Raw genomic sequence first — 20,896 nt, 5'->3', positions numbered from 1 at the left:
GAATCCAATAAACGCCTATATTCGGGGCCGGACAGCCACTTTCGCGTTGCGCCTTCCTGCTACATCATCAACTCAATCCTCTCTCCATCTTACTAATTCGTATGGCAAGTATTTTCGCCAAAAAGCCCTTAGCTCAGCTGCTGGGTGAAGCTAATTCTTCCGGGCATGGCACCCTGAAACGGACGCTGGGCGCGGGCAACCTCGTGGCGCTGGGTGTTGGGGCCATCATTGGGGCCGGTTTGTTTGTGCGCACCGCCGCGGCCGCCGCGCAGGCTTCCGGGCCGGGCGTAACGTTGGCCTTCATTGTGGCCGCCATCGGCTGCGTGTTTGCCGGCTTGTGCTACGCCGAGTTTGCCGCCATGATTCCCATTGCCGGCTCGGCCTACACCTACGCCTACACCACCATGGGCGAATTTGTGGCCTGGGTGATTGGCTGGGCCCTGATTATGGAATACGCGCTGGGCGCGGCCACCGTGTCCATTGCCTGGAGCGAGTACCTCAACAAGCTGCTGGAAGTCTTTGGCACCAGCGTCCCGTACAATTTAAGCCACTCGCCCTTCGAAAGTGCGGTAGTGAACGGGGTTACGGAGCACGGCCTCATCAACCTGCCGGCCCTGCTGGTGATTGTGGCCCTGTCGTTGCTGCTCATCAAGGGTACGCAGGAGTCGGCTATGTTCAACGCCATTGTGGTGGTACTGAAAGTGGCCATCGTGCTGGTATTCATTGCTGTAGGCTGGCAGTTCATCAACCCGGCCAACCACACGCCCTATCTGATTCCGGAAAATGCCGAGCCCGTGAAAAACGCGGCGGGTACCATCGTGCGCGAATACACGGCCTGGAACAAGCATGGCTGGGGTGGCGTACTTGGCGGCGCGGCCATTGTGTTTTTTGCCTTCATCGGGTTTGATGCCGTGAGTACTGCCGCACAGGAAGCCAAAAATCCCAAGCGCGACATGCCCTCGGTATTCTCGGCTCGTTGGCTGTGTGCACCGTGCTTTACATCCTGTTCGGCCACGTGCTGACGGGGGTAGCCAACTGGCGCGAATTTGCCGACCCCGCCAAGGGCGGCGAGGCCTCGGTAACGTACGCCATCAAGGCGCACATGCCCGGCTATGAGTGGCTGAGCACGGCCGTAACGTTGGCTATCCTGCTGGGTTTCTCGTCGGTAATTCTGGTGATGCTCATGGGCCAGAGCCGCGTGTTCTTCTCGATGGCTAAAGATGGCCTGATGCCAAAAGCGTTTTCCGAGCTTCACCCCAAATTCAACACGCCTTACAAATCCAACCTGGTGCTGTTGGTGTTTGTGGGCGCGTTTGCTGCTTTCGTACCCGGCTCACTGGCCGGCGACCTTACCTCGTTTGGTACCCTGCTGGCCTTCGTGCTGGTAAGCCTGGGCGTGTGGATTATGCGCCGCTCCGACCCCGACCAGCACCGGCCTTTCCGTTCCCCGCTCTCGTCGGCCAGCTTCCCGCTGGTACCCATTCTGGGCGCGGCTATCTGCTTGCTCATGATTGCCGCCCTCGACGCCAACACGCTGAAGCTGGCGTTGGGTTGGATGCTGCTGGGCTTCGTGGTGTACTTCCTCTACGGCAAGCGCAACTCCATGCTGCAACGCGGCATTGTGGTGGTGCCCACCGAAATGGAGGAGCAAGCCTTCATCGAGCCCGACGCTAAGAACCGCTAAGTAGTACGCGCAGTACAGCAATAAAAAACTCCCCGCCGGCAGCCGCTGGCGGGGAGTTTTTGCGTTTGAAAAGGAGCTGCTGTTACTTTTTGGTAGCTTCTTTCACTTCACTTTGCAGCTTGATTACTCGGTCGCCGTTTTCCTGCACGATAACGAAAGCCGGATTGTCGGGGGTACCGTTGCGGGTAATTTCCGAGCCTTTGAGCGTTCGGGTAATAGATTCCTTGTGGGTTTCTTCGATTTTGCCGGTGGCGGTGCCAGTGCCGTACTTCCAGCTAACGGTAGTGCCTTTGCGCATGGTGGGAAATTAATAACAGTGGAAAATCAGATGATGGAGGCGGTATGCACTCTAATCTTTTTACTGGCTAATAGCAGGTTAGGTTCAAAGGCAGTGCTTGCTTATGTTGCACCGCGCCACTAGCTCAGGTCTATGAACATAGTTATTATTCCGACGAAGTGTAACTGTAACAAGACGAATGCAGTATTACTATGAAAAAAACTAGACGATAGAAAGAAGCAAGGAGTATCGAGTATAACCTATTTTATTTTTTTTGTGAAAAAATATACATTAGGATCATTCTATCAAATAGAAACATCGTTACATTTGAGTTAATAACGGCACTTTTAGTGCTCGAAACCAGTTTTGTTTCCTGATCTGCTTTGGTTTTTCCATTGCTCCGCTTCCCACTTCTGTTTACCTAAACGAAAACAAACAATGCCCTCTAAAATTCTCTCCTTCATTGTACACGTGCCGGGCACAACTCCCGGTTCTTATCCGGCGGTTCCCATGGCTACTACCAAAGCTGAGCGCAAGCAGCAAGAAGTGAAAACCCAGAGCAGCGGCCATTTCACTGCCATCTACGAAAACGACCGTTTCGTTCGTTTCAAGTACATTCACAACCCTCAGTAGACGGTTCCGAACTTGCTTTTTTGATGCTATGCGCCGCGTTTCTCATTGAGAGGCGCGGCGCTTCGCTTAGCAGGCCGCTGTGGTTTCAGCTAACTTGCAGGTCAACCTCTGCGTTTAGTTGCCCATGTTGCCATTCCGTTTTCGAGTTTCCCTGCTTTCCCTGTTGTTATTGCTTGCCACCGCGCCCCTGTGGGCACAACCGTCGGCGCCCACGCCCGATGCCAATGGCTGGTACGGCATTATAGCCCGCAGCAGTGGCCGCTCCCTCGATGTGCGGGGTGGCTCGCAGGAAGCCGGAGCGGCCATCGTGCAGTGGGAGTTTACGCACCCGGCCAGCCAGCAGTGGCGCTTCGTGCCGGTAGTGCCCGGCGGCGAGTATTACCGCATTGAGGCCCGGCACAGCGGCAAATGCCTGACCGTAGATAAGCCCGACGAAAACGCTCCGCTGGTGCAGCGGCCGTGGTCGGGTAGCTTTTATCAGCAGTGGAAGCTGGTGCCAAGCGGCCCGGTAGGTAGCGTGCAGCTGGTAGTACGCGGCAACGAAAAGTGCCTCAGCGTAGCCAATTCCGATAAGTTCAACGGTACGGCGGCCGTACTCCAGAATCCGCAGAACCGGGCTACGCAGCAGTGGCGGCTGTTTCAGCTGCGCCTCAACGTAGATGCTACGCTGCCGGGTTATGGAGTGCCTACTCCCATGGCCAGCCTCAACACCGGCGGCAACGAGCTACACCCCGTGCTAACCCCCGATGGCACCACGCTCTACCTCACGCGCACCCGCTTTGCCGGTAACACCGAAGGCAACACCGAATCGGGCGACGCCTGGGTGAGCACATCCAAAGACCAGGGCCAGACCTGGGAGCCCCCTACGCGCTTCGATGCTCTCAATACCCCCCAGCACAACGGCGTAATGGCCGTAGTAGGCCCGCAGGGCAGCAAGCTGCTGGTGCGCGGCACCTACGAGCGAGACGGCAGCTTCCGCGACGAAGGCGTATCGGAGGTGGCGCGTACGGCCAGCAAAGGTCCGCGGCCGGTACCCATGACTATCAAAAGCTACTATTCTTCGGGGCCGGCTACCACGTTTTTCATGACGCCCGACGAAAAAGTGCTGCTGCTTTCCCTGGAACGCAGCGACACCGAAGGCGGCAACGACCTCTACGTGAGCACGCCCGCGCCCGATGGTAGCTGGAGCGAGCCGCGCAGCCTGGGCAGCGTGGTCAACTCGCCGGGCTTCGATTTTGCGCCCTGGCTGGCTCCCGATGGCAAAACGCTGTACTTCAGCTCCTATGGTCACGCCGGCTACGGCAGCGTGGATATTTTCACCAGCACCCGCCTCGATGAATCCTGGACGCATTGGAGCGTGCCGCGCAACCTCGGGCCGTCCATCAACGGGCCTGGTTTTGATGCTTATTTCACCCTCTCGCCCGATGGCAAGCAGGCCTATTATTCGTCGTCGCGCACTGCCAACGGTCCGGCCGACATCTACCGCACGGCTACCAACGTGCTGCCTGCCGCCCCCGATTCGGCAGCCCCGGTAGCGGCCGTGGCGTCTCCGGCCACGCTGCCGCGCATGCTGCTCACGGGCCGGGTGCTTAACGCCAAAACCAAGCAGCCGCTGGCCGCCGAGGTAAAGGTGATGCGCCTGGATAACGATTTGGTGTTTAACGCCACCGCCCGCAGCTTGCCGGGCACGGGCTCCTACCAGTTCACGCTGCCGCCGGGCCGCTACCGGGTCATGGGCAGCAATGCCACCTTCCTCACCGCCACCGACACCGTGAATATGGCCGGCTCCCGCACCCTCGATTTGGTGCTGGTGCCCGCCGCCGTGGGGTCGAGCCTGGAGCTGCCCACGCTGATTTTTGCGCAGGGTAAGTTCACGCTGCTGCCCGCTTCGTACGCCGAGCTGAACCGGCTGGCCCGCACGCTCACCGACAACCCCACCGTCAATATTCAGCTGGAAGGCCACACCGATAACCAGGGCAACGCCGACCTCAACCAGAAGCTCTCCGAAGACCGGGTAGGGGAGGTGCGCCGCTACCTCATCACCCGCGGCGTACCCGAAAGCCGCATCAGTGTAGTCGGTTACGGCGGAACCCGCCCCCGCGCCAGCAACGACAAAGAGGAAACCCGCCGCCTCAACCGCCGCGTAGAATTCACGATTGTGAAGTAGGTTAATTGTTGACTTGCTGATTGTTGAATTGTTGACGGAACTGTCATCCTGAGCTTGCGAAGGACCTTATGAGATGAGAACAGGCCGTTGCTGCTACATCAATTATCAATTGTTCTATCGTGACACGGTCCTTCGCAAGCTCAGGATGACAGATAGAAGATGACAGCCTCGTTGGCAATTCAACTATTCAGCACTTCAACTATTCAACAATCAAACCCCATGCACGCCACTATCCTTCGCCAGCTTGATTTGCCTAATCTGCCGTCGGCTTCGGGGGTGGAAATTGTGGGCGACACGGTGTACATCATCGGCGACGATTCGCCGTACCTGTACCGTTTCAGCGCTGCCGACCTGAAGCCGGGGGAGCCGCTTACGCTGTTTGAAACGGCCCATTTCAGCTCCGGGCGCATTGAAAAAGCCATCAAAGCCGACCTGGAAAGCATGACTGTGCTCACCACAGCCACCGGCGAAACGGGCTTGCTGGTGCTGGGTTCGGGGGCTACGGCGGCGCGTGAAAACGGTTTTTGGGTGCCTGTTTCAACCAGTAACCACAGCGCCGCTACAGTGTATCCTATTGCGTTGAGCGGCCTGTATGCCCATCTGCGGAAGTCGTTGCCAACGGGCGTGACGCTGAACCTGGAAGCCGTGGCGGCTACGGCTACGGAACTGCTGCTATTCCAGCGTACGGTAGGCTCTACGGCCGGTAACCTCGTGTTTCAGCTGCCCCTTGCCGCCACCCTCGACTATTTGCAGCACCGTACTACCACGTTGCCCACCGTACAACCGATTCGGTTTCAGCTGCCGACCATCAATGGCAAGCCCTCCGGCTTTTCGGGGGCCTGCGTGTACGAAAAGGAGCTATTTGTAACGGCTTCCGTGGAAGACACCACCGATGCCGTGCTGGATGGCGAAGTGCTGGGCAGCTTCGTGGGTCTGCTGGATTTAAAACAGGCCGATAAGCCCGTGTCTTTCGCGCAGCTCCAACTGCCTGACAACCAGCCTTACCACGGCAAAGTGGAAAGCGTGGCTGTCCGCCGCCGCATTGCCGCCAACCGCTACGAGCTGCTACTCGTCACCGACGACGACCAGGGCGGTTCCACGGCAGTGCTGGTAGAGGTGGCAGTGTAAGCTGCCCTATCTGAGTTACTTATAATGAACCCACCTGCTTCACAAGCAGATCTACTCCTTAGTTTATGCCCTTCCTACCTCTTGCCCGGCTAGTTGCCACTGGCTGCCTAAGCGCTTTGCTGCTGCTGCTGACCAACTCCGCCGTGGCCCAGCGCAGCCCTTTCACCGGCGACAAACGTACTGCCATCAACGAAGCGGACCTGAAACGTGACTTGTTCGCCATTGGTGGTGACCATTTCCGGGGGCGCGAGGGCGGTACGCTCGACGAGCTGCGGGCTTCCGTGTGGATTGCCGAGCAGCTTCGCGCCAGCGGCCTGCAACCCGCCGGCGACGATGGTACCTACTTCCAGTTCTTCCATATCCAGCGTACTCGCCTGACCCCGGCCAGCACCTTGCGCATTGGCACGCACCAGTTGCGTGTAAATCAGGATGCCGTATTAGTAGCGCCCACCAATGCCAGCGTGGCGGCGCCGCTGGTGTATGTGGGTACGGCCACGCCTGCCGAGGTTGCCAAAGTAGACATCAAAGGCAAAGCCGTGGCCTTGCAGATTTCGGGCGCCCCTACCGACGGTATCAGCTACCGGCGCTACCTGTTTGCCAAGCTCCGCGACCAGGCCGCTGACCTGCTAAAAGCCGGTGCCGTGGCCGTGGTGTTTATTTCGGATGCTAAAGCGCAGGCCATCTACGAGCATTGGAGCCATATTTTCGAGCGGGGCCGCTACGGGCTGCCGGGTGATGCCAACGTAAAGATTCCGGCCAGCCAAGGGCCGGTGGTGTGGCTGCCGGCTACCGATGCCAGTTGGGCGCAGCAAGCCGGCCAGCAGTTCACGGCCAACCTTGCGGTTGAGACGTTTGCTTACCCCTCGGTGAACATCGTGGCCAAACTGCCGGGCACCGATGCGCAGCTGAAAAACGAATACGTGCTCTTCAGCACCCACCAAGACCACGACGGCGTGCGCGCCCCCGTAGCCGGCGACTCCATCTACAACGGCGCCGACGATAACGCCACCGGCTGCGCGGCGCTGCTGGCCGTAGGGCGGGCCTTTGTGCAGAAACCAGGGCGAAGGTCGGTGCTGTTTGTGTACCACGGGGCCGAGGAGCGGGGTTTGCTGGGTTCCCGCTACTACGCCGCCACGCCCACGGTACCCAAACAGGCTATTGTGGCGGTGCTGAACGCCGAAATGCTGGGCCGCAACGCCCCCGACAGCGCGGCACTGCTCGGCTCCCAAGTGCCGCACCGTAACTCGCCCGACTTAGTGAATATTGCCCTGGCCGCCAACCAGGCCAGCCCCAAGTTCAAGCTGGACACCGAGTGGGACAAGCCCACGCACCCCGAAGGCTGGTACTTCCGCTCCGACCACCTCTCGTACGCCCGCGTCGGTATCCCGGCCATCTGCTACACCACGCTGCTGCACCAGGACTACCACACGCCCAAAGACGAGCCGGAACGTATCAACATCGCCAAGCTAGCCAACGTCACCCGCTGGATTTACCTGACTGGCTGGGCCGTTGCCAACCAACCCCAGCGCCCCGCCCTAGACCCCAGCTTCAAGCTAGAGCGGTAAGGAAGTAATAGGTATTGGGTAGTAGGTAGTAGGATGAAATGTCTCATTACCAACTACCTACTACTCACTACTCATTTCCCCTTCGCCACCGACTGCGTTTCGCGAATCATGCGCAGCATTTCCATGGTCATCATTTGCAGGTGTTCGGTGTTGTTGGTCATGAAGCCCACCATCTCAATGAGGCGGTCCTGCACTTCGCGGTTGTTGGCCGGAATCTGGGAGGTGAGGATGCCGCGCACCAGCCAGATTTCCTTGATGTCCTCGGCCCGGACGCGGTGCACTTGGTAGTGGGAGTTGTCGGAGTGCAGTTCCACGGTGTCGTTGGCGTGCAGGATGGGGGCGTTGATGCGCTTCACCATAATCATGTTTTCGAGCACCACCACGTAGGGGTAGCCGGGGGCCAGGCTGGTCCATTTATCTACGTAGCTGCACAGCACCATGTCTTTGTGCCGGATGATGGGCATCATACTGTCGCTTTCCACCTCGAAAGCCCGCCCGCCCTGGATAGGGAAGCCGGGGATGGTAAATTTCACGAGGTCTTCAACAAATGATGGGTCGCTGAACTGCCGGCTGTAGCCCGCCTGCGCCGGAATAGGCACCAACGACATGTTTTCCTTGCCAGTGGTATCGGTGGTTACTACCAATGTGCGGCCATTGTCGGTGCGCAAGGGCAGGTGGGTGGTGGTTTCTACGGTTACCGCAGTATCTGTTGTAATAGGGGTGGTGTACATCGGGCCCTGGCCCCTGATCAGCCATTCGGCGCTGAGTTCGGGGTAGCGGGTAAGCAGCGTCAGGAGGGTTTCGTAGCTGGGTTTGTTGCGCTGCCGAAGAATGGAATACAACTTTTCCGGCCGGTCATAATCCAGTTCCTTGGCTAGTTGGTTAACGGTAATGGCTTTGTCGGCTAAAAAGGCAGCAAATCGTTCGTGCAATTCCATCGGTGTGTTTTGTTGTAAGCAGAGTATGGAAGATAAGGAGGCGTAGCCGTAAGCAAGTACAACATTTGTACTTACAAGCAAGGGAAAAGTTGAAGCGAGTTGGCAAAAACAGCCGAAGTAACAAGCTAAGGAGCCAACAGAAGCAAGTAGAAGTACGCCAATACAAGCAAAGATGGAACTCGTTACTCTGTGGCTGCGGGGCCTGATAGTTGCTGTTGGGCAGTAGATCGGGTAGCGGGTGGGGGAGGCGTACCCATTTCCGGTTCCACCGCCACCGAAGAAATAGCCGCTGCTACGGAGCCCGCCAAAATCAGGTAGCTGCCAATAGTGATGATAATGGCCGGCAAGGGCACCTGCGTGGTTGTAAGCACCATGCCCAGGGCTCCTAAGGCGGCCCCAATGGCGCGCACCCGGCGGAAGAAGCGGGGCGTCGGCATTTTCAGCCGGTCCCAGACGGTTAATTTCTGGCTTTGTTCCATGATTAATAAGCTGGTTGGAATATGGAAAAACAGGCAAAGCAGCACCTCAAGGGCATCAAGCAGCTTCGCTTACACGCAAAAGGACAGGGAGTTACTCCTCGTTTAGCCGCGCATTCGGCCACGACCACAGCAGCTTCTCCATTCGCTCGTTGCGTTGGTCTTGCCGCCTGGTAGAATCCAGCAACTGGTTCTGGCGCTCCACCGAAACCGTCAGCTGTTTGTCTAGTGCTTCTAGCCGCTCATGGAGCCGGTTGGTAGCTGTTTTGCTTTCCCGGCGCAGTAGGGCCACTTCCCGCGCTACATCGGCGCGGTGTTCTTGTAGCTTCATCTCGAAAGCTTGCCGGTACTGCATTTCCTGTTCGGTGGCCGCCCGCTGGCAACGGTCTACTTTTTCGAGCAGCACAGCTAGCTGATTATCTTGTAGCCGCCGCTGTTCTTTCAGGGCCTCCACGTCGCGCCAGTTTTTCACGAAATACACCACTGCCGCCGAACCGGCCGTTAGCAATGAAACCAGAATGCCCCAGTAGCTGGTAAAATCATCCATAGCCGTAATCAAATAAAGAGCGAACAGCCCAGTACAACAAAACACAACCCCAACTCCCGCGTATGAACCAGCGCCACACAGCCAACGGGCTGTTTTTACAAGTAATTACGATTAAATGTATAATAATGTTGTAGAAATAACAACTGTATTGACAAAATAATTTGTATTGATGAATCTTTTGCTGCAAAAACAGTGTCAGATAGCAGAGTGTAAGCTGCGTCACTGTGCTGGCAAATGCTGCATATAAGCCTGCGTAACGACATACAGAGCCAGAATACCACAGTATTTACCCCAATGTAGCTAGCGAATAAAAGCAACGGGGTGTACGTTGTTCTATCAACAATATATGTAAAAGGAGGAGTGGCTGGTAGTTAGAGAAAAAAGCCAGCTTAGTAATGGATTCCGCTGGCTATTTCAGCAAGCGTCCGGCTTACCACCCGATTCACCGAGCGACACTTTTAGTTGGTCTCGATAGGCGCGCCACTCCGGCATGAATTGGTCCATTAAGCCCCAAAACCGAGCATTGTGTAGCCGTTCGTGCAGGTGCACCAGCTCGTGGACAACCACGTATTCCAGGCAGTGCGGGGCGCGTTTTATAAGGTCTAAATTCAGCCAGATTCGCTTTGCGCGGATGTTGCAGGTACCCCAACGGGTTTTCATTTGCTTCACGCCCCACTCCTGTACCTGCACCCCTACCACTTGCTGCCACTGCGCTATCAAAGTGGGGAGTTGCTGCTTTAGCTGCGCCCGGTACCAGGTGGTTAGCACCTTTTCGCGCTGCTGCACTGAGTCGGTGGGGCGCACATATAGGTGTAATGTGCGGTCGGGCGCACATACCACCCGCGGTACCCCATCAAGAGTATGCACTTGCAATACATGTTGTATGCCTTGGTAGTAGTGCGTTTCGCCCGAAACGTACTGCAACTCTGCCGGCCGCACCCGTGCCTGAAAGTTGGCCTGGTGCTTGAGAATCCAGGCGCGCCGTGCCTTCACGAATTGCTCGATGTCGGCGTGGGAAGTGCGGGTAGGTACGGCCACGCGGATGCGGCTGTCGGCGGCGTACACAGTGAGGCGTAGGCTGCGGATGTTCTTGCGCACCACTTCCACATGCAAATCACCTATCTGTACTTCAGGCATATACACTTTAGAGCAAGAAACACGGCCCCCAGAACCGGACAAGGCTACCTGAGGTGCGCAATTATCAAACAGCTTCTCCCTTCCACTTCAGGAACAGCAAAAATAGTATCTGCCCACCATCCAGTTCAACTAAGCCAGGCGCGCCAGGTTGCACCGCCTGAGCAGCGCAACCACTCATACGGCAAGCAGCACTTGCCCCGGCTTTCGTACTTTGCAGCCATGAAAAAGACGCTTTTCTCGTTGCTGGTAGTGGTAAGTGCTTCTACTTTAGCTGGTTGCCAACAGACCCAGCCCGCCGCTTCCAGTTCGGCCGCAGAGGGTGTGGCTCCTACGGTTCCAACTGGCGCCCCCACCGAAACGGCAGCGCGCACCGCTGTGGCCGCGTATGTACAGCAACAACCCAATGCCGCCCTTTTTCAGCTCGATTCGGCCCGTTTCATGGACCTGGATACCCACTGGCAGGTGATGGTGCCGCGCACCGATTGGGCGAAGCGCATGCCTAACGCCGCTGCTTTCGAGGTAGACAAGCAAACGGGCCGGGTCACTGCCCTGATGGTGAAATAGGTAGGCAAAAGCCCTTTACATCAAATAATACTCCTTAGGCGCAACGGGAGCAGGTATATCCTGTTCTTGCAGCAACTGCTTGAGGTTGATTTCGATAGTGCGGCTGATGGCCGTAACGGGGGTATCGGTGGGCTTGTTGGTGAACGGGTCCTGTAGGTAGCGGGCCGTCCGCTCAAGCAGAAAGTACGTGGACGCAATAATCATCAGCACCGGAATTTCCCAGAGGCCAATAGTTTCTACCAGGCCCAAAGACAAAGTTCCTAAGAACAGATAAATAAAGAAGTGAATCATGAGCCGGTAGCTCGAGGGGAATACCGTGTTTTTGATTCGCTCGGCCGCGCCCATCGAGTCGCAGAGGCGTACGAGTGTGGAGTTGAGCTGCACCTCCTGAAACGAGTTGATGGCCTGTTGTTGAAACAAGCCTTTTATCTGCTCGGTGTGCAGGGCCAGCAACGCCAGCGGCTTGTTGGTGTGGCCTTGCACAAATGCCAACTCCTGTGCCGAGAGGTAGGGCTGCATGCTAGGCAGCGGGTCATGGCTACGTAGGGCTTCGCCCAAGCCGTAACACCAGGCTATCTGCCGATAAACGAACGTTTTGAATGGTGAGTCGGCCGTACCACGCCGCAGAAAACGCTCGTCAACAAACCCACTGACTTGCACCGCCAATGAGCGGGAATCGTTGACGATGGCGCCCCAAATCTTGCGGGCCTCCCACCACCGGTCGTACGACTGGCTGATGTTGAAGGCCAGCAGCAACGAAATAGAGCTACCCAAGATGGTTGGCAGCTGCAACGGAATGGCGGGCAGATAGTCAGAAAACGTCATTTTCAGCACCTGGAAAACAACCGAAATCAGCAGCACCCGCAGAATATCGGGCCAGATACGCTTGACGATGTAACTAACCGGCAGCTTGGTGTCGAGCAGCATAAGGAAAGAAAAAGAAGTAGGCTACCTGGGGCCGGAGTGGGAGGGTTGAGCAAGCAGGTTGCTTTCTGCTCACTTTCTATGCTATACGCACAAGCCAATGTTCCTGTTTGTGCACACTTACAGCGCCAAGCAGAGTTCATCAATAAAGCCGAGGGCAAGGTGGCCTTATGCTACTAACTGAACCGTAAAGGCGTTTCTACCTTCTGCGTTGCTACACTATTTCAATATCGTATCACTTAAATTATATAAATAATATAATACCATAGCGCGCAAAGTTGTAATAAGCATCGGTTGTATAAATAAAATGCAAGTCATTTATTGATGGTTTTCTTCCTTTTCGACGCTTAGCACCGCGTATATATTTGTTTCATTCGCCGGTCGAAATAGTGCATGTTTCACCTCTAACCACACTTTATGGAATCTACTTCTACACCTTTTACCACTTCCGTACTTACGACTGGCGTAGAGCGAAACGTTGGTTTCAATACCATTGACGGCCACTTTGTTTCCTGTGAGGAAGGCGAGGATGCCTTGCGGAGTGGCCGCGCCGTTTTGGTTGGCGGTTTGCTTGTCGGTCTGTTCGCCATTTAAAGCTTGCCGTTTCAGCAACCACAGATTTCGCTACCAATTCATCACCAGTACGTCAATCCAGCCCGGCTACTCTTACCAGTGGTCGGGCTTTTTCGTGTGGCACATAGCGGAACCTTGAAACGAGTAGTCGGCTCTTGCTGATAGTCGGGCAGAGTGAAGCGTTTTCAAACCTGCGGAAGCTTTCGGAGTAGTAGTACTAGTTTACTGCGAACAGCTGCTTAAACAGAGCGCAACGAGGAACACACGAATAAGCTGCCTGGAGCCTAATTTGGCGTTGTGGATGTATATTCATGTGGTACCCGGCGAAATATCTGATTGCTGTAATGCGTTTACTGCCGGTATCCTACCTTGTATCTATGATGAGCCCAAAAATTCTACGCTGCCTTCCTTTCCTGTTATTAAGCCTGGGGCCGCTCACTGGGCACGCCCAAGTGGTAGGTCCGCTCACCACCGACCCTGCGCGTGACTTGCTGCCCGCGCCGCAGCCATCTGCTGCGCAACGTGGGCAGGCACTGGCCTTGCCGTTTTTTGATGATTTCACTTCCCCGCAAGAAGGAGCCCCAAAAGCGGCGAACTGGGAAGCCAATGGCGGAGTGCTAGTGAACAACCGACTGGCGTTTGAGCCCCCAACCCGTGGGGTTGCTACGTTTGATGGGCTGCGCAAGAATGGGTTGCCTTACGGGAGCAGTGGCTACGGCAGCCTCGATACGCTCACTTCTCAGCCGATTGACTTAAGCGGCCGCACCGCCGCCGACCAACTGTACTTAGGCTTCTTCTGGCAGCTAGGCAACATCAACCAGTTACAGTCGCCGAGCTCCAATAGTGGCACCCGAACGGTGAATTTGCTGCTGGAATTTAAAGACAACGCCGGCGTATGGCAGCAGGTATGGATTGCGCCCAGCAATGGCGTCCGGAGCCCATTTCGCCGCAAAATCATCAACATCACGCAGGCCCAATTCCTGCACAGCGGGTTTCAATTCCGCTTTCGGGCCAACGGCAACGTGGTGGCTAATACCGATAATTGGAGCCTCGACTATGTGCGGCTAGCGCCCTTGCAACCCCCGCCGCCCCGCGTGGTGATTGATACGCTGTACCAGGATGTGGCAATCAGCAAGCCACTGAGTAGTTTGCTGGCCCGTGGTACAGCAATGCCCGTTTGGCAATACAATGCGGCGGCCGCACCTTCCAGCCAGCTTAATGCTGCAACCGGTACCACCGTCAACAACCTGGATAAAAGCGGTATTCCAACGCCGCTGCTAGCCACCGGAGCCGTACAGGAGCGCCCGGCCGGGCCACTGGCAGCATTCCCGGTCACGGCTCCGGTTACTATCTTAAGTAATCAGCAGCAGGTAGCCGTAACGGGCAACCTAACTTCCTTTACCATACCGGCCACCGCCAACCAAAAGACCATTCGGCACCGCATTGCTTTGAATACCAGCGAAGTGGATCCGCTTACGCTGCCCAACGACACCATTTCGCGCGACACCCAGCTTGCCGACTACTACGCTTATGATGATGGTACGGCGGAGGCTACGTACGCCATTGCCCCCTTCGACCAGCCAGGCGTCCGGTACCAGGCCCTGCGTTTCGAGGTGAACCGTGCCGACCAGGTTCGCAGTATACGGCTGAAGCTTGCAGCCGTTTATCCGTTGGCAGCCAGCCGGCAGTTCACCGTTAATATCTGGGATGCCAACCCGGCGGCCAACGGGCAGCCCATGACTACCCCCAAAGCCAGCCAGAGTTACGTTATTCCAACTGTATTGCCCGCTGGGCAGGATTTCATTGAAATAACCTTTGCCAACCCGGTTGCTGTAAGCGGAACGTTTTATGCTGGCTTCGGGCACGGTTCTACTGGCGCCTTAACTACCAACCCCATCCAGTTTGGCTACGACCTGAACAATCCGGTGCCGGCCGATGGCTTTTGGCAATTCATTGGCGCTTGGTCGCAACCTAGCGGCCTGTTTTATCCAACGGGGGCCCTTATGCTGCGCCCAGTGCTCAACAACAACATACTGGCTACAGCCCCGGCGTCGGTGGCGGCCACGTATGCGCTCTACCCGAACCCCAGCGCCGATGGCCAAGTGCAGGTGCAAGGCCGGTATGCGCAGGCGGCAGTGCTGGACGCCCTGGGCCGGGTGGTGTGGCAGCAGCCAGCCGTACAAGCCGGCAGTAGTACGCTGGATTTAAGCGCTTTACCGCCCGGTATGTACCTTGTGCAACTAACTCTGGCCGACCGGCTGACCGTAACCAAACGACTAGTGCTAACCAGGTAAGCGGGAGTGGAACTGAGCCGCGAAGTGAAAGATTTGCTGGGTTTTCAGCACCTTTGTGCTTACGAAGCTTCCTCAATCCAATCCCTTACTACCACAACCAATGCCTGATATTACTCCTGCTGAGCTAAAGCAGCGCCAAGCTGCCGGCGAACATCCTTTTATCATTGATGTGCGCGAAACCTGGGAAAACGAAGAGGCCCGCATTGAAGGCAGCCAGAATATCCCACTGGGTACATTGCCGCAAAAGCTCGATGAACTAGAGGATCATAAAGAGCAAGAAATTATAGTGCACTGCAAAGGAGGCGGCCGCTCGGCTTCCGCCAAAGCCTACCTCACGCAGCAGGGCTTCACTAAAGTTCGCAATCTGGTAGGTGGGTTTCAGGCATACCAGCAAGCTTAAAGTGTAATCAGCCATTTTTACTAGATGCGCCGGCCTCCTCTCAGTAGAGGGCCGGCGCTTTCTTTTTGCAGCAGCGGGATGTCAGTTAGAAATAACTGTGCTCCTGAAAAATTTAGTTGTGTGCAATTAAACATTGTGCAATCAAATCCGTTTACTACTTATACATGATGGCTGCTTCTCTCAACTCCACTCCGGAAAACAACATGCTGAAGCTGGACAACCAGCTTTGCTTTCCGCTTTATGCTGTTTCACGGATGCTAACCAAGGCGTATCAGCCGTACCTGCTGGCGCTGGACCTCACGTATCCGCAGTACTTGGTGTTTCTGCTGCTTTGGGAGCAGGAATCCCTCACGGTGAAGCAGATAGGCGAGAAGCTTCTGCTCGATTCGGGTACGCTCACGCCGTTGCTCAAGCGCATGGAGCAAAAGCAGTGGGTAAGCCGCCAGCGCGACCCGCACGATGAGCGGTCCGTTGTTATTGGGCTGCTACCGGCTGGCCGGGCCTTGCAGGCGCAGGCCTGCCAGATTCCCGAGCAAATCCTGACCAAGCTACACATGTCGCCAACCGAATTCACTGCCTTGCGCACCCAACTCAACCAGTTACTTTCTCAGCTGACGTAAGCAGTTGAGCTTTTTTCTCTCTTTTCCCTTCTTTCTTTCCTTTATGAAAATCGAAAAAGTTTTCACTGCTCAGGCAAAAGCAAAAGGTGGCCGCGACGGCCGTATCTCATCTGAAGACCAAGTGCTGGATCTGGGTTTGAGCACGCCAAAAGAAATGGGTGGTCCTGGTAAGCCTGGCACTACCAACCCCGAGCAGCTGTTTGCTGCGGCCTATGCATCGTGCTTTGAAGGGGCACTGGGGGTTGCCGCTCGTCAGGCTAGCGTGAAGCTGGAAGGCGTGACCGTGGAGGCGCTTATCGGTTTTGGGAAAGCAGAAGATGGTGGCTACGGCATCTCCGCCGACTTGCACATCAATATTCCCGGCATCGAGCAGGGCCAGGCCGAACAGCTGGTGGAAGCCGCTCACGGCATTTGCCCCTACTCACGGGCCACGCGTGGCAACATCGAGGTAAACCTTACCACGACCACCAACGCGTAAGCCTGCTTACTAACAGGTAGTCATTCGGAGCGGGACGGAAACTTATTCGCTCCGCTCCGAATGTTTTTTTTCACTGATTACCAATGCTATGAACACACAAACCATCTTACTGGCCAGCCGTCCGCAGGGCACGCCTACCGCCGAGCAGTTCCGTTTCGAAACCCGCGAAGTACCCGCGCCCACCGCTGGGCAGGTGCTACTCAAAACGCGTTACGTGTCTGTTGACCCCTACATGCGGGGGCGGATGAGTGCCGCCAAATCATACGTGGCGCCTTTCGAGGTGGGGGCGCCTATTGTGGGCGGCATCGTGGCCGAAGTGGTGGAAAGCCATAGCGACAAGCTGCCGGTAGGCAGCGTGGTAGTTGGCAGCCTGCCTTGGCAGGAATACAACGTGACCGATGCGCAAGCGGTAAACCAAGTGCCCGCCGATAAAGCACCGGCCAGCTATTTTCTGGGGCTGCTGGGCATGCCCGGCCTAACGGCCTACTTCGGTTTGCTCGATATCTGCCAGCCTAAAGCCGGCGAAACGGTTGTGGTGTCGGGGGCGGCGGGTGCCGTGGGCATGATTGTGGGCCAGTTAGCCAAAATCCACGGCGCCCGCGTGATTGGAACGGCCGGCTCCGACGAGAAGGTGGCGTACCTGAAAGAGCTAGGTTTCGACGAGGCCATCAACTACAAAACCACGCCCGATATAGCCAAAGCCCTTGCCGCCGCTGCCCCCAACGGCATCGACTGCTACTTCGACAATGTGGGCGGCGCCATCACCGATGCCGTGTACGACCAGCTCAACAAGCACGCCCGTATTGCGCTTTGCGGCCAGATTTCCACTTACAACGCCACCGAAGCCCCGGTTGGCCCGCGCCCGGAAGGGAAGCTGCTCAAAACCAGCACCAAGCTGCAAGGCTTCATCGTGAGCGACTACCTCGACCGGTGGCCCGAAGGCGTAAAGCAGCTCACCGAATGGTACGCGCAAGGCAAGCTGAAGGGCGAGGAAACCGTCACGGAAGGCTTCGACCAGATTCCGGCGGCTTTCCTGGGGCTGTTCAAAGGCGAAAACACCGGCAAAGCCGTGGTAAAAGTGGCCTAGCGCTTTGCTAGCCGAATTAGCACCTCTTTTTCCTTCGTGTCATGACCGATTCCAGTGCCATTATTTGCGTGTCCGCCGAATGGCGCACGCGGCCCGAACACGCTGAAACTGTCCGTAGCCTGATGGTGCAAGCCGCGGCGGCAGTGCGCGAGCAGGAGCCGGGCAATCTGCTCTACATAGGTCATCAGGACCCCAAAGACCCAACCCATTTTCTGTTCTATGAACAGTACGCCAACCAGGCAGCGCTGGAAGCGCATGTAGCTTCCAGCCATTACCAGCAGCTGGTTGCCGGCCAGCTAGTGCCCCTGCTTACCGAGCGCACCGTAACGCTGTATAAGCTACTGGCTTAAGTGGCAGGTTCCTCCCTTTTCTTCACCCTATTACAACAACTCCCATGAATATTCTGATGGTTTTGACTTCCCACGATCAGCTGGGTGATACAGGCAAGAAAACCGGCTTTTGGCTGGAAGAATTTGCCGCGCCCTACTACGTGTTTCAGGATGCCGGGGCTACGCTCACGCTGGCGTCCCCGAAGGGCGGACAGCCCCCGCTCGACCCCAAAAGCGACGACCCCAGCGCCCAAACCGAAGCCACTGAGCGTTTCAAGCAAGACGCCGCCGCCCAGCAGGCCCTGGCCAATACAGTGAAATTATCTGCCGTTTCGGTGGCCGACTACGACGCCATTTTCTACCCCGGCGGCCACGGCCCGCTGTGGGATTTAACCGAGGATGCCACCTCCATTGCCCTGCTTGAAGCCGCTTATGCTGCCGGTAAGCCACTAGCAGCCGTATGCCACGCACCCGGTGTTCTGCGCCACGTAAAAGCCGCCGACGGCTCTTTGCTGGTGAAAGGCAAGGCGGTGGCAGGCTTCACCAATACCGAGGAAGATGCCGTGCAGCTAACCGGCATTGTGCCGTTTCTGGTGGAAGACATGCTGAAAGAAAACGGCGGCAATTACTCGAAAGGGCCCGATTGGCAGCCGTACGTGGTAACGGACGGCCACCTGATTACCGGCCAGAATCCGGCATCCTCAGAGCCCGCCGCCCAGGAGCTGCTGAAGCTGTTGAAGAAGTAGCCAAAAGCGTAAACAAGATAAAAACCCGCCCCCGCACTGCTTTGCAGGAATGCGGGGGCGGGTTTTTTGTGATAGTAAAGGTTGGCTCCTATACCTCTAAGCGCCCGTCGGGGGCGTAGTGCAGCTCTCCCAGCTCCACCAGCTCGCGCAGCTGCGCGGTTACCGTAACGGCCTGGCCGGGAGTGAAATTGCCCAGCACCTCGCGCGGCGTTTGGGGGGTGGTGCGCAGCAGGGTCAATAGCTGCTCCCGCAGGGCCGGGGAGGGGAGAGCTGTCTGCTTGGCCTTCTTCTTCGCCAGGCAAAAGTCGCAGACCTGGCAGGGAGCGGCGTCGGTTTCGCCGAAGTACTCCAGCAGCAGCCGCTGCCGGCAGCGCCCTCCCGCCGCATACCCAATCACCGATTCGGTTTTCAGGCGCGCTTGCTCCCGGGTGTCGTTGAGCTGCTTCTGGTTGAGAGGCAGCTTGTCGGCGTCGAAGCGGGGCGTGGTGAACAGGGCTTGGGGCGAGTCGTGGCGCGGTTGGTATTGAATGATGCTGGAGCGGTGCAGGAATAGCAGCATCCTGCGCACCTCCACCACGCTTAGCTTCAGGTGCTGGGCCAGGCTGTTCTCGGAAATCCGCTGAAACCCGGCAAACAACTCGCCCCCATGAAACCGCAGCAGGCTTTTGATAAGCTGGTCGTGCTGGGCGTTGGCTACCTGAAAGCGGTACAGGTCGGTGTGGTTGATGGGGATGAACACGCGCGCCGGGTCGTTGGCGGCCTCGTTCATCTGCACGTATCCTTCGCGGGCCAGAATCCGGAGGCTGTTGTGCGCGTCGAGGGCCTTGATGCGGTAGGTTTCGGCAAACTGCTGCATGTCGAAATCAAACGCCACCAACTCGCCACCGCCTACCGCCGTGCGCGAGAAATTGGCTAAGGCCTGATACACCCGGCGTACCGTATCGAGCGGCGGATGCGCCTGCTGAGTGCGGCGGCGCAGCTCGTCGGCATCGTTGGGGCCATCGAGCAGCACGGCAAAGGCGTATTTCTCGTCGCGGCCGGCGCGGCCCGCCTCTTGGTAATACGCCTCCAGGTTATCGGGTGCATCCAAGTGCACTACTAGGCGCACGTCGGGCTTATCAATGCCCATCCCGAAGGCGTTGGTAGCTACCATGCAGTGCGTTTTGTTTTGCATCCAGTCTTGCTGGGTGCGGGTGCGCTGCTCGGTGGGCAGGCCGGCGTGGTAGGCCGCGGCGCGTAGCCCGTGCTGTTGCAGATAGGCCGCCGTTTCCTCGGTTTGGCGGCGGGTGCGGGCATACACAATGCTGGTTTTGCCTACTCCCACGCCGCGTACCACTTCCAGTAAGCGGCGCAGCTTGTCCTCGGTAGCCAGCACCGAATACGACAGGTTGGGCCGCGCAAAGCTCTGCTGAAATACCTGGTAATTCGGGCTGAATTGCAGCCGTTCCACTATTTCCTCTCGTACCCGCTCGGTGGCCGTGGCCGTGAGAGCCATGCAGGGTACTCCCGGCAGCAACGCCCGTAACTCGGCAATGCGCAAATACGGCGGTCGGAAATCGTGGCCCCACTGTGAGAGGCAGTGCGCCTCATCCACGGCCAATAGATTCACCCGCATCTTGCCCACCCGTGCCCGAAACATATCCGTCAGCAGCCGCTCAGGGCTCACGTAGAGGAACTTCACCGGGCCATACACGCAGTTGTCGAGGGTCTGGTCGATTTCCTGGTGGCTCATGCCCGCGTACACCGCTTCAGCCTTGATGCCACGCTTGCGCAGGTTTTCCACTTGGTCCTTCATCAGGGCAATCAGCGGCGACACCACCAGACAAAGCCCGTCGCGGGCTAGCGCCGGCACCTGGAAGCAAATGCTTTTGCCGCCACCCGTAGGTAACAAGGCCAGCACATCCTGCCCCGCCAGTACCGCCCGAATGATGTCTTCCTGCAATGGCCGGAAAGTGGAATGCCCCCACGTTTGGCGCAGTACGTGCAGAATATCGTCAGTGGGCGCTGGCAAAATAAGAGTCTGGTTAAGAGCAACACGAAGGTACAACCAGCCCTTGGGAAAAGGAAAGCACCGTGCAATCTAAGAGCACCTCCACCTTCGTAAATGCTTTCAGATAATTGTACTTATCGGCGCAATAGGCTATGGCCACCTGGATTTTCTTATCACGAAAAATTTCACGAATAAAGATAGTTATTCATTTTCAGGTACATAAGAATCGAACAAAAAAATAGTTGTAAAAACGGTGTCTATAAAACGTCCTATAAAGCAAATATAATTACATTTACAATCGTAAATAAGTACCTATACGGTCAGCATATGCGCTCTATG

At 56.8% G+C, this 20,896-nt stretch carries 21 protein-coding genes and 1 pseudogene; 15 read left to right on the top strand and 7 right to left on the bottom strand.

What is annotated here, in order from left to right:
- Positions 1 to 101: 101 nt before the first annotated feature.
- Positions 102 to 1,462, top strand: a pseudogene (locus J0X19_RS24910) (amino acid permease); the annotation flags it as partial.
- 45 nt (positions 1,463 to 1,507) lie between these two features.
- Entirely contained in the window at positions 1,508 to 1,684 is a 177-nt protein-coding gene (locus J0X19_RS25270) for a hypothetical protein (RefSeq protein WP_394369134.1), read from the top strand.
- 82 nt (positions 1,685 to 1,766) lie between these two features.
- Here the strand turns inward: J0X19_RS25270 and J0X19_RS22610 are convergent, their stop codons facing one another.
- Positions 1,767 to 1,982, bottom strand: coding sequence for a hypervirulence associated TUDOR domain-containing protein (locus J0X19_RS22610; protein ID WP_206986690.1), 216 nt, complete (start codon positions 1,980 to 1,982; stop codon positions 1,767 to 1,769).
- A 417-nt stretch (positions 1,983 to 2,399) separates the two neighbouring features.
- On the opposite strand from J0X19_RS22610, the gene J0X19_RS22605 reads away from it, so the two are divergent.
- The 4 genes from J0X19_RS22605 (at position 2,400) to J0X19_RS22590 (ending at position 7,454) form a co-directional block, all read left to right on the top strand.
- Positions 2,400 to 2,594: a hypothetical protein gene (locus J0X19_RS22605; protein WP_022823874.1), complete on the top strand. Its 195-nt coding sequence runs from the start codon at positions 2,400 to 2,402 to the stop codon at positions 2,592 to 2,594.
- A 124-nt stretch (positions 2,595 to 2,718) separates the two neighbouring features.
- On the top strand, positions 2,719 to 4,761 hold the full coding sequence (locus J0X19_RS22600) for an RICIN domain-containing protein (RefSeq protein WP_206986689.1): 2,043 nt from the start codon (positions 2,719 to 2,721) through the stop codon (positions 4,759 to 4,761).
- Positions 4,762 to 4,980: 219 nt separating this feature from the next.
- Positions 4,981 to 5,889: a DUF6929 family protein gene (locus J0X19_RS22595; RefSeq protein ID WP_206986688.1), complete on the top strand. Its 909-nt coding sequence runs from the start codon at positions 4,981 to 4,983 to the stop codon at positions 5,887 to 5,889.
- Positions 5,890 to 5,954: 65 nt separating this feature from the next.
- A complete protein-coding gene (locus J0X19_RS22590; RefSeq protein WP_206986687.1) occupies positions 5,955 to 7,454 on the top strand; it encodes a M28 family peptidase in 1,500 nt (499 codons plus the stop codon).
- 71 nt (positions 7,455 to 7,525) lie between these two features.
- Here J0X19_RS22590 and J0X19_RS22585 read toward each other — a convergent pair whose 3' ends face one another.
- The 4 genes from J0X19_RS22585 to J0X19_RS22570 form a co-directional block, all read right to left on the bottom strand.
- Positions 7,526 to 8,392, bottom strand: a complete 867-nt coding sequence (locus J0X19_RS22585) for a S24 family peptidase (RefSeq protein ID WP_206986686.1) — start codon at positions 8,390 to 8,392, stop codon at positions 7,526 to 7,528.
- 182 nt (positions 8,393 to 8,574) lie between these two features.
- The gene (locus J0X19_RS22580) at positions 8,575 to 8,871 is read right to left on the bottom strand and encodes a hypothetical protein (RefSeq protein WP_206986685.1); all 297 of its coding nucleotides are present in this window, start codon (positions 8,869 to 8,871) and stop codon (positions 8,575 to 8,577) included.
- 91 nt (positions 8,872 to 8,962) lie between these two features.
- Positions 8,963 to 9,415: a hypothetical protein gene (locus tag J0X19_RS22575; protein WP_206986684.1), complete on the bottom strand. Its 453-nt coding sequence runs from the start codon at positions 9,413 to 9,415 to the stop codon at positions 8,963 to 8,965.
- A 414-nt stretch (positions 9,416 to 9,829) separates the two neighbouring features.
- A complete protein-coding gene (locus tag J0X19_RS22570) occupies positions 9,830 to 10,552 on the bottom strand; it encodes a M48 family metallopeptidase (RefSeq protein ID WP_206986683.1) in 723 nt (240 codons plus the stop codon).
- A gap of 219 nt (positions 10,553 to 10,771) precedes the next feature.
- On the opposite strand from J0X19_RS22570, the gene J0X19_RS22565 reads away from it, so the two are divergent.
- Positions 10,772 to 11,116 carry a hypothetical protein gene (locus J0X19_RS22565; RefSeq protein WP_206986682.1) on the top strand — a complete coding sequence of 115 codons (345 nt, stop codon included), beginning with the start codon at positions 10,772 to 10,774 and terminating at the stop codon, positions 11,114 to 11,116.
- Positions 11,117 to 11,131: 15 nt separating this feature from the next.
- Here the strand turns inward: J0X19_RS22565 and J0X19_RS22560 are convergent, their stop codons facing one another.
- On the bottom strand, positions 11,132 to 12,043 hold the full coding sequence (locus tag J0X19_RS22560) for a bestrophin family protein (RefSeq protein ID WP_206986681.1): 912 nt from the start codon (positions 12,041 to 12,043) through the stop codon (positions 11,132 to 11,134).
- A gap of 414 nt (positions 12,044 to 12,457) precedes the next feature.
- Between J0X19_RS22560 and J0X19_RS22555 the strand changes: the two genes are divergently transcribed.
- The 8 genes from J0X19_RS22555 to J0X19_RS22520 all read left to right on the top strand — a co-directional run bounded on the left by J0X19_RS22555 (position 12,458) and on the right by J0X19_RS22520 (position 18,567).
- Positions 12,458 to 12,634 (top strand): hypothetical protein, encoded by a 177-nt coding sequence (locus J0X19_RS22555; protein WP_206986680.1) that lies wholly within the window; start codon positions 12,458 to 12,460, stop codon positions 12,632 to 12,634.
- Positions 12,635 to 12,990: 356 nt separating this feature from the next.
- The gene (locus J0X19_RS22550; protein ID WP_206986679.1) at positions 12,991 to 14,907 is read left to right on the top strand and encodes a T9SS type A sorting domain-containing protein; all 1,917 of its coding nucleotides are present in this window, start codon (positions 12,991 to 12,993) and stop codon (positions 14,905 to 14,907) included.
- Between the two features lie 100 nt (positions 14,908 to 15,007).
- Positions 15,008 to 15,307: a rhodanese-like domain-containing protein gene (locus tag J0X19_RS22545; RefSeq protein ID WP_206986678.1), complete on the top strand. Its 300-nt coding sequence runs from the start codon at positions 15,008 to 15,010 to the stop codon at positions 15,305 to 15,307.
- A gap of 164 nt (positions 15,308 to 15,471) precedes the next feature.
- The gene (locus J0X19_RS22540) at positions 15,472 to 15,927 is read left to right on the top strand and encodes a MarR family winged helix-turn-helix transcriptional regulator (RefSeq protein WP_242583223.1); all 456 of its coding nucleotides are present in this window, start codon (positions 15,472 to 15,474) and stop codon (positions 15,925 to 15,927) included.
- A gap of 43 nt (positions 15,928 to 15,970) precedes the next feature.
- A complete protein-coding gene (locus tag J0X19_RS22535) occupies positions 15,971 to 16,405 on the top strand; it encodes an organic hydroperoxide resistance protein (protein WP_206986677.1) in 435 nt (144 codons plus the stop codon).
- 88 nt (positions 16,406 to 16,493) lie between these two features.
- Positions 16,494 to 17,492, top strand: coding sequence for an NADP-dependent oxidoreductase (locus tag J0X19_RS22530; RefSeq protein WP_206986676.1), 999 nt, complete (start codon positions 16,494 to 16,496; stop codon positions 17,490 to 17,492).
- Positions 17,493 to 17,533: 41 nt separating this feature from the next.
- On the top strand, positions 17,534 to 17,842 hold the full coding sequence (locus J0X19_RS22525) for a putative quinol monooxygenase (protein WP_206986675.1): 309 nt from the start codon (positions 17,534 to 17,536) through the stop codon (positions 17,840 to 17,842).
- A 56-nt stretch (positions 17,843 to 17,898) separates the two neighbouring features.
- Entirely contained in the window at positions 17,899 to 18,567 is a 669-nt protein-coding gene (locus J0X19_RS22520; RefSeq protein WP_307788513.1) for a type 1 glutamine amidotransferase domain-containing protein, read from the top strand.
- An 88-nt stretch (positions 18,568 to 18,655) separates the two neighbouring features.
- Here the strand turns inward: J0X19_RS22520 and J0X19_RS22515 are convergent, their stop codons facing one another.
- A complete protein-coding gene (locus J0X19_RS22515) occupies positions 18,656 to 20,578 on the bottom strand; it encodes a RecQ family ATP-dependent DNA helicase (RefSeq protein ID WP_242583220.1) in 1,923 nt (640 codons plus the stop codon).
- Positions 20,579 to 20,896 lie beyond the last annotated feature (318 nt).

The organism is Hymenobacter telluris, assembly GCF_017313265.1.
Taxonomy (GTDB): Bacteria; Bacteroidota; Bacteroidia; order Cytophagales; family Hymenobacteraceae; genus Hymenobacter; species Hymenobacter telluris.
Note: the sequence above shows the minus strand (reverse complement) of the source record. Positions and strands in the feature narration are given on the sequence as shown.

Bases quoted from the DNA above. Each gene is read 5' to 3' on its own strand.
- J0X19_RS22530 (WP_206986676.1), top strand. From the start codon at position 16,494: ATGAACACACAAACCATCTTACTGGCCAGCCGTCCGCAGGGCACGCCT.
- J0X19_RS22590 (WP_206986687.1), top strand. From the start codon at position 5,955: ATGCCCTTCCTACCTCTTGCCCGGCTAGTTGCCACTGGCTGCCTAAGC.
- J0X19_RS22545 (WP_206986678.1), top strand. From the start codon at position 15,008: ATGCCTGATATTACTCCTGCTGAGCTAAAGCAGCGCCAAGCTGCCGGC.
- J0X19_RS25270 (WP_394369134.1), top strand. From the start codon at position 1,508: ATGATTGCCGCCCTCGACGCCAACACGCTGAAGCTGGCGTTGGGTTGG.
- J0X19_RS22605 (WP_022823874.1), top strand. From the start codon at position 2,400: ATGCCCTCTAAAATTCTCTCCTTCATTGTACACGTGCCGGGCACAACT.
- J0X19_RS22610 (WP_206986690.1), bottom strand. From the start codon at position 1,982: ATGCGCAAAGGCACTACCGTTAGCTGGAAGTACGGCACTGGCACCGCC.
- J0X19_RS22555 (WP_206986680.1), top strand. From the start codon at position 12,458: ATGGAATCTACTTCTACACCTTTTACCACTTCCGTACTTACGACTGGC.
- J0X19_RS22565 (WP_206986682.1), top strand. From the start codon at position 10,772: ATGAAAAAGACGCTTTTCTCGTTGCTGGTAGTGGTAAGTGCTTCTACT.
- J0X19_RS22595 (WP_206986688.1), top strand. From the start codon at position 4,981: ATGCACGCCACTATCCTTCGCCAGCTTGATTTGCCTAATCTGCCGTCG.
- J0X19_RS22520 (WP_307788513.1), top strand. From the start codon at position 17,899: ATGGTTTTGACTTCCCACGATCAGCTGGGTGATACAGGCAAGAAAACC.
- J0X19_RS22525 (WP_206986675.1), top strand. From the start codon at position 17,534: ATGACCGATTCCAGTGCCATTATTTGCGTGTCCGCCGAATGGCGCACG.
- J0X19_RS22575 (WP_206986684.1), bottom strand. From the start codon at position 9,415: ATGGATGATTTTACCAGCTACTGGGGCATTCTGGTTTCATTGCTAACG.
- J0X19_RS22550 (WP_206986679.1), top strand. From the start codon at position 12,991: ATGATGAGCCCAAAAATTCTACGCTGCCTTCCTTTCCTGTTATTAAGC.
- J0X19_RS22600 (WP_206986689.1), top strand. From the start codon at position 2,719: ATGTTGCCATTCCGTTTTCGAGTTTCCCTGCTTTCCCTGTTGTTATTG.
- J0X19_RS22560 (WP_206986681.1), bottom strand. From the start codon at position 12,043: ATGCTGCTCGACACCAAGCTGCCGGTTAGTTACATCGTCAAGCGTATC.
- J0X19_RS22570 (WP_206986683.1), bottom strand. From the start codon at position 10,552: ATGCCTGAAGTACAGATAGGTGATTTGCATGTGGAAGTGGTGCGCAAG.
- J0X19_RS22580 (WP_206986685.1), bottom strand. From the start codon at position 8,871: ATGGAACAAAGCCAGAAATTAACCGTCTGGGACCGGCTGAAAATGCCG.
- J0X19_RS22535 (WP_206986677.1), top strand. From the start codon at position 15,971: ATGAAAATCGAAAAAGTTTTCACTGCTCAGGCAAAAGCAAAAGGTGGC.
- J0X19_RS22540 (WP_242583223.1), top strand. From the start codon at position 15,472: ATGATGGCTGCTTCTCTCAACTCCACTCCGGAAAACAACATGCTGAAG.
- J0X19_RS22585 (WP_206986686.1), bottom strand. From the start codon at position 8,392: ATGGAATTGCACGAACGATTTGCTGCCTTTTTAGCCGACAAAGCCATT.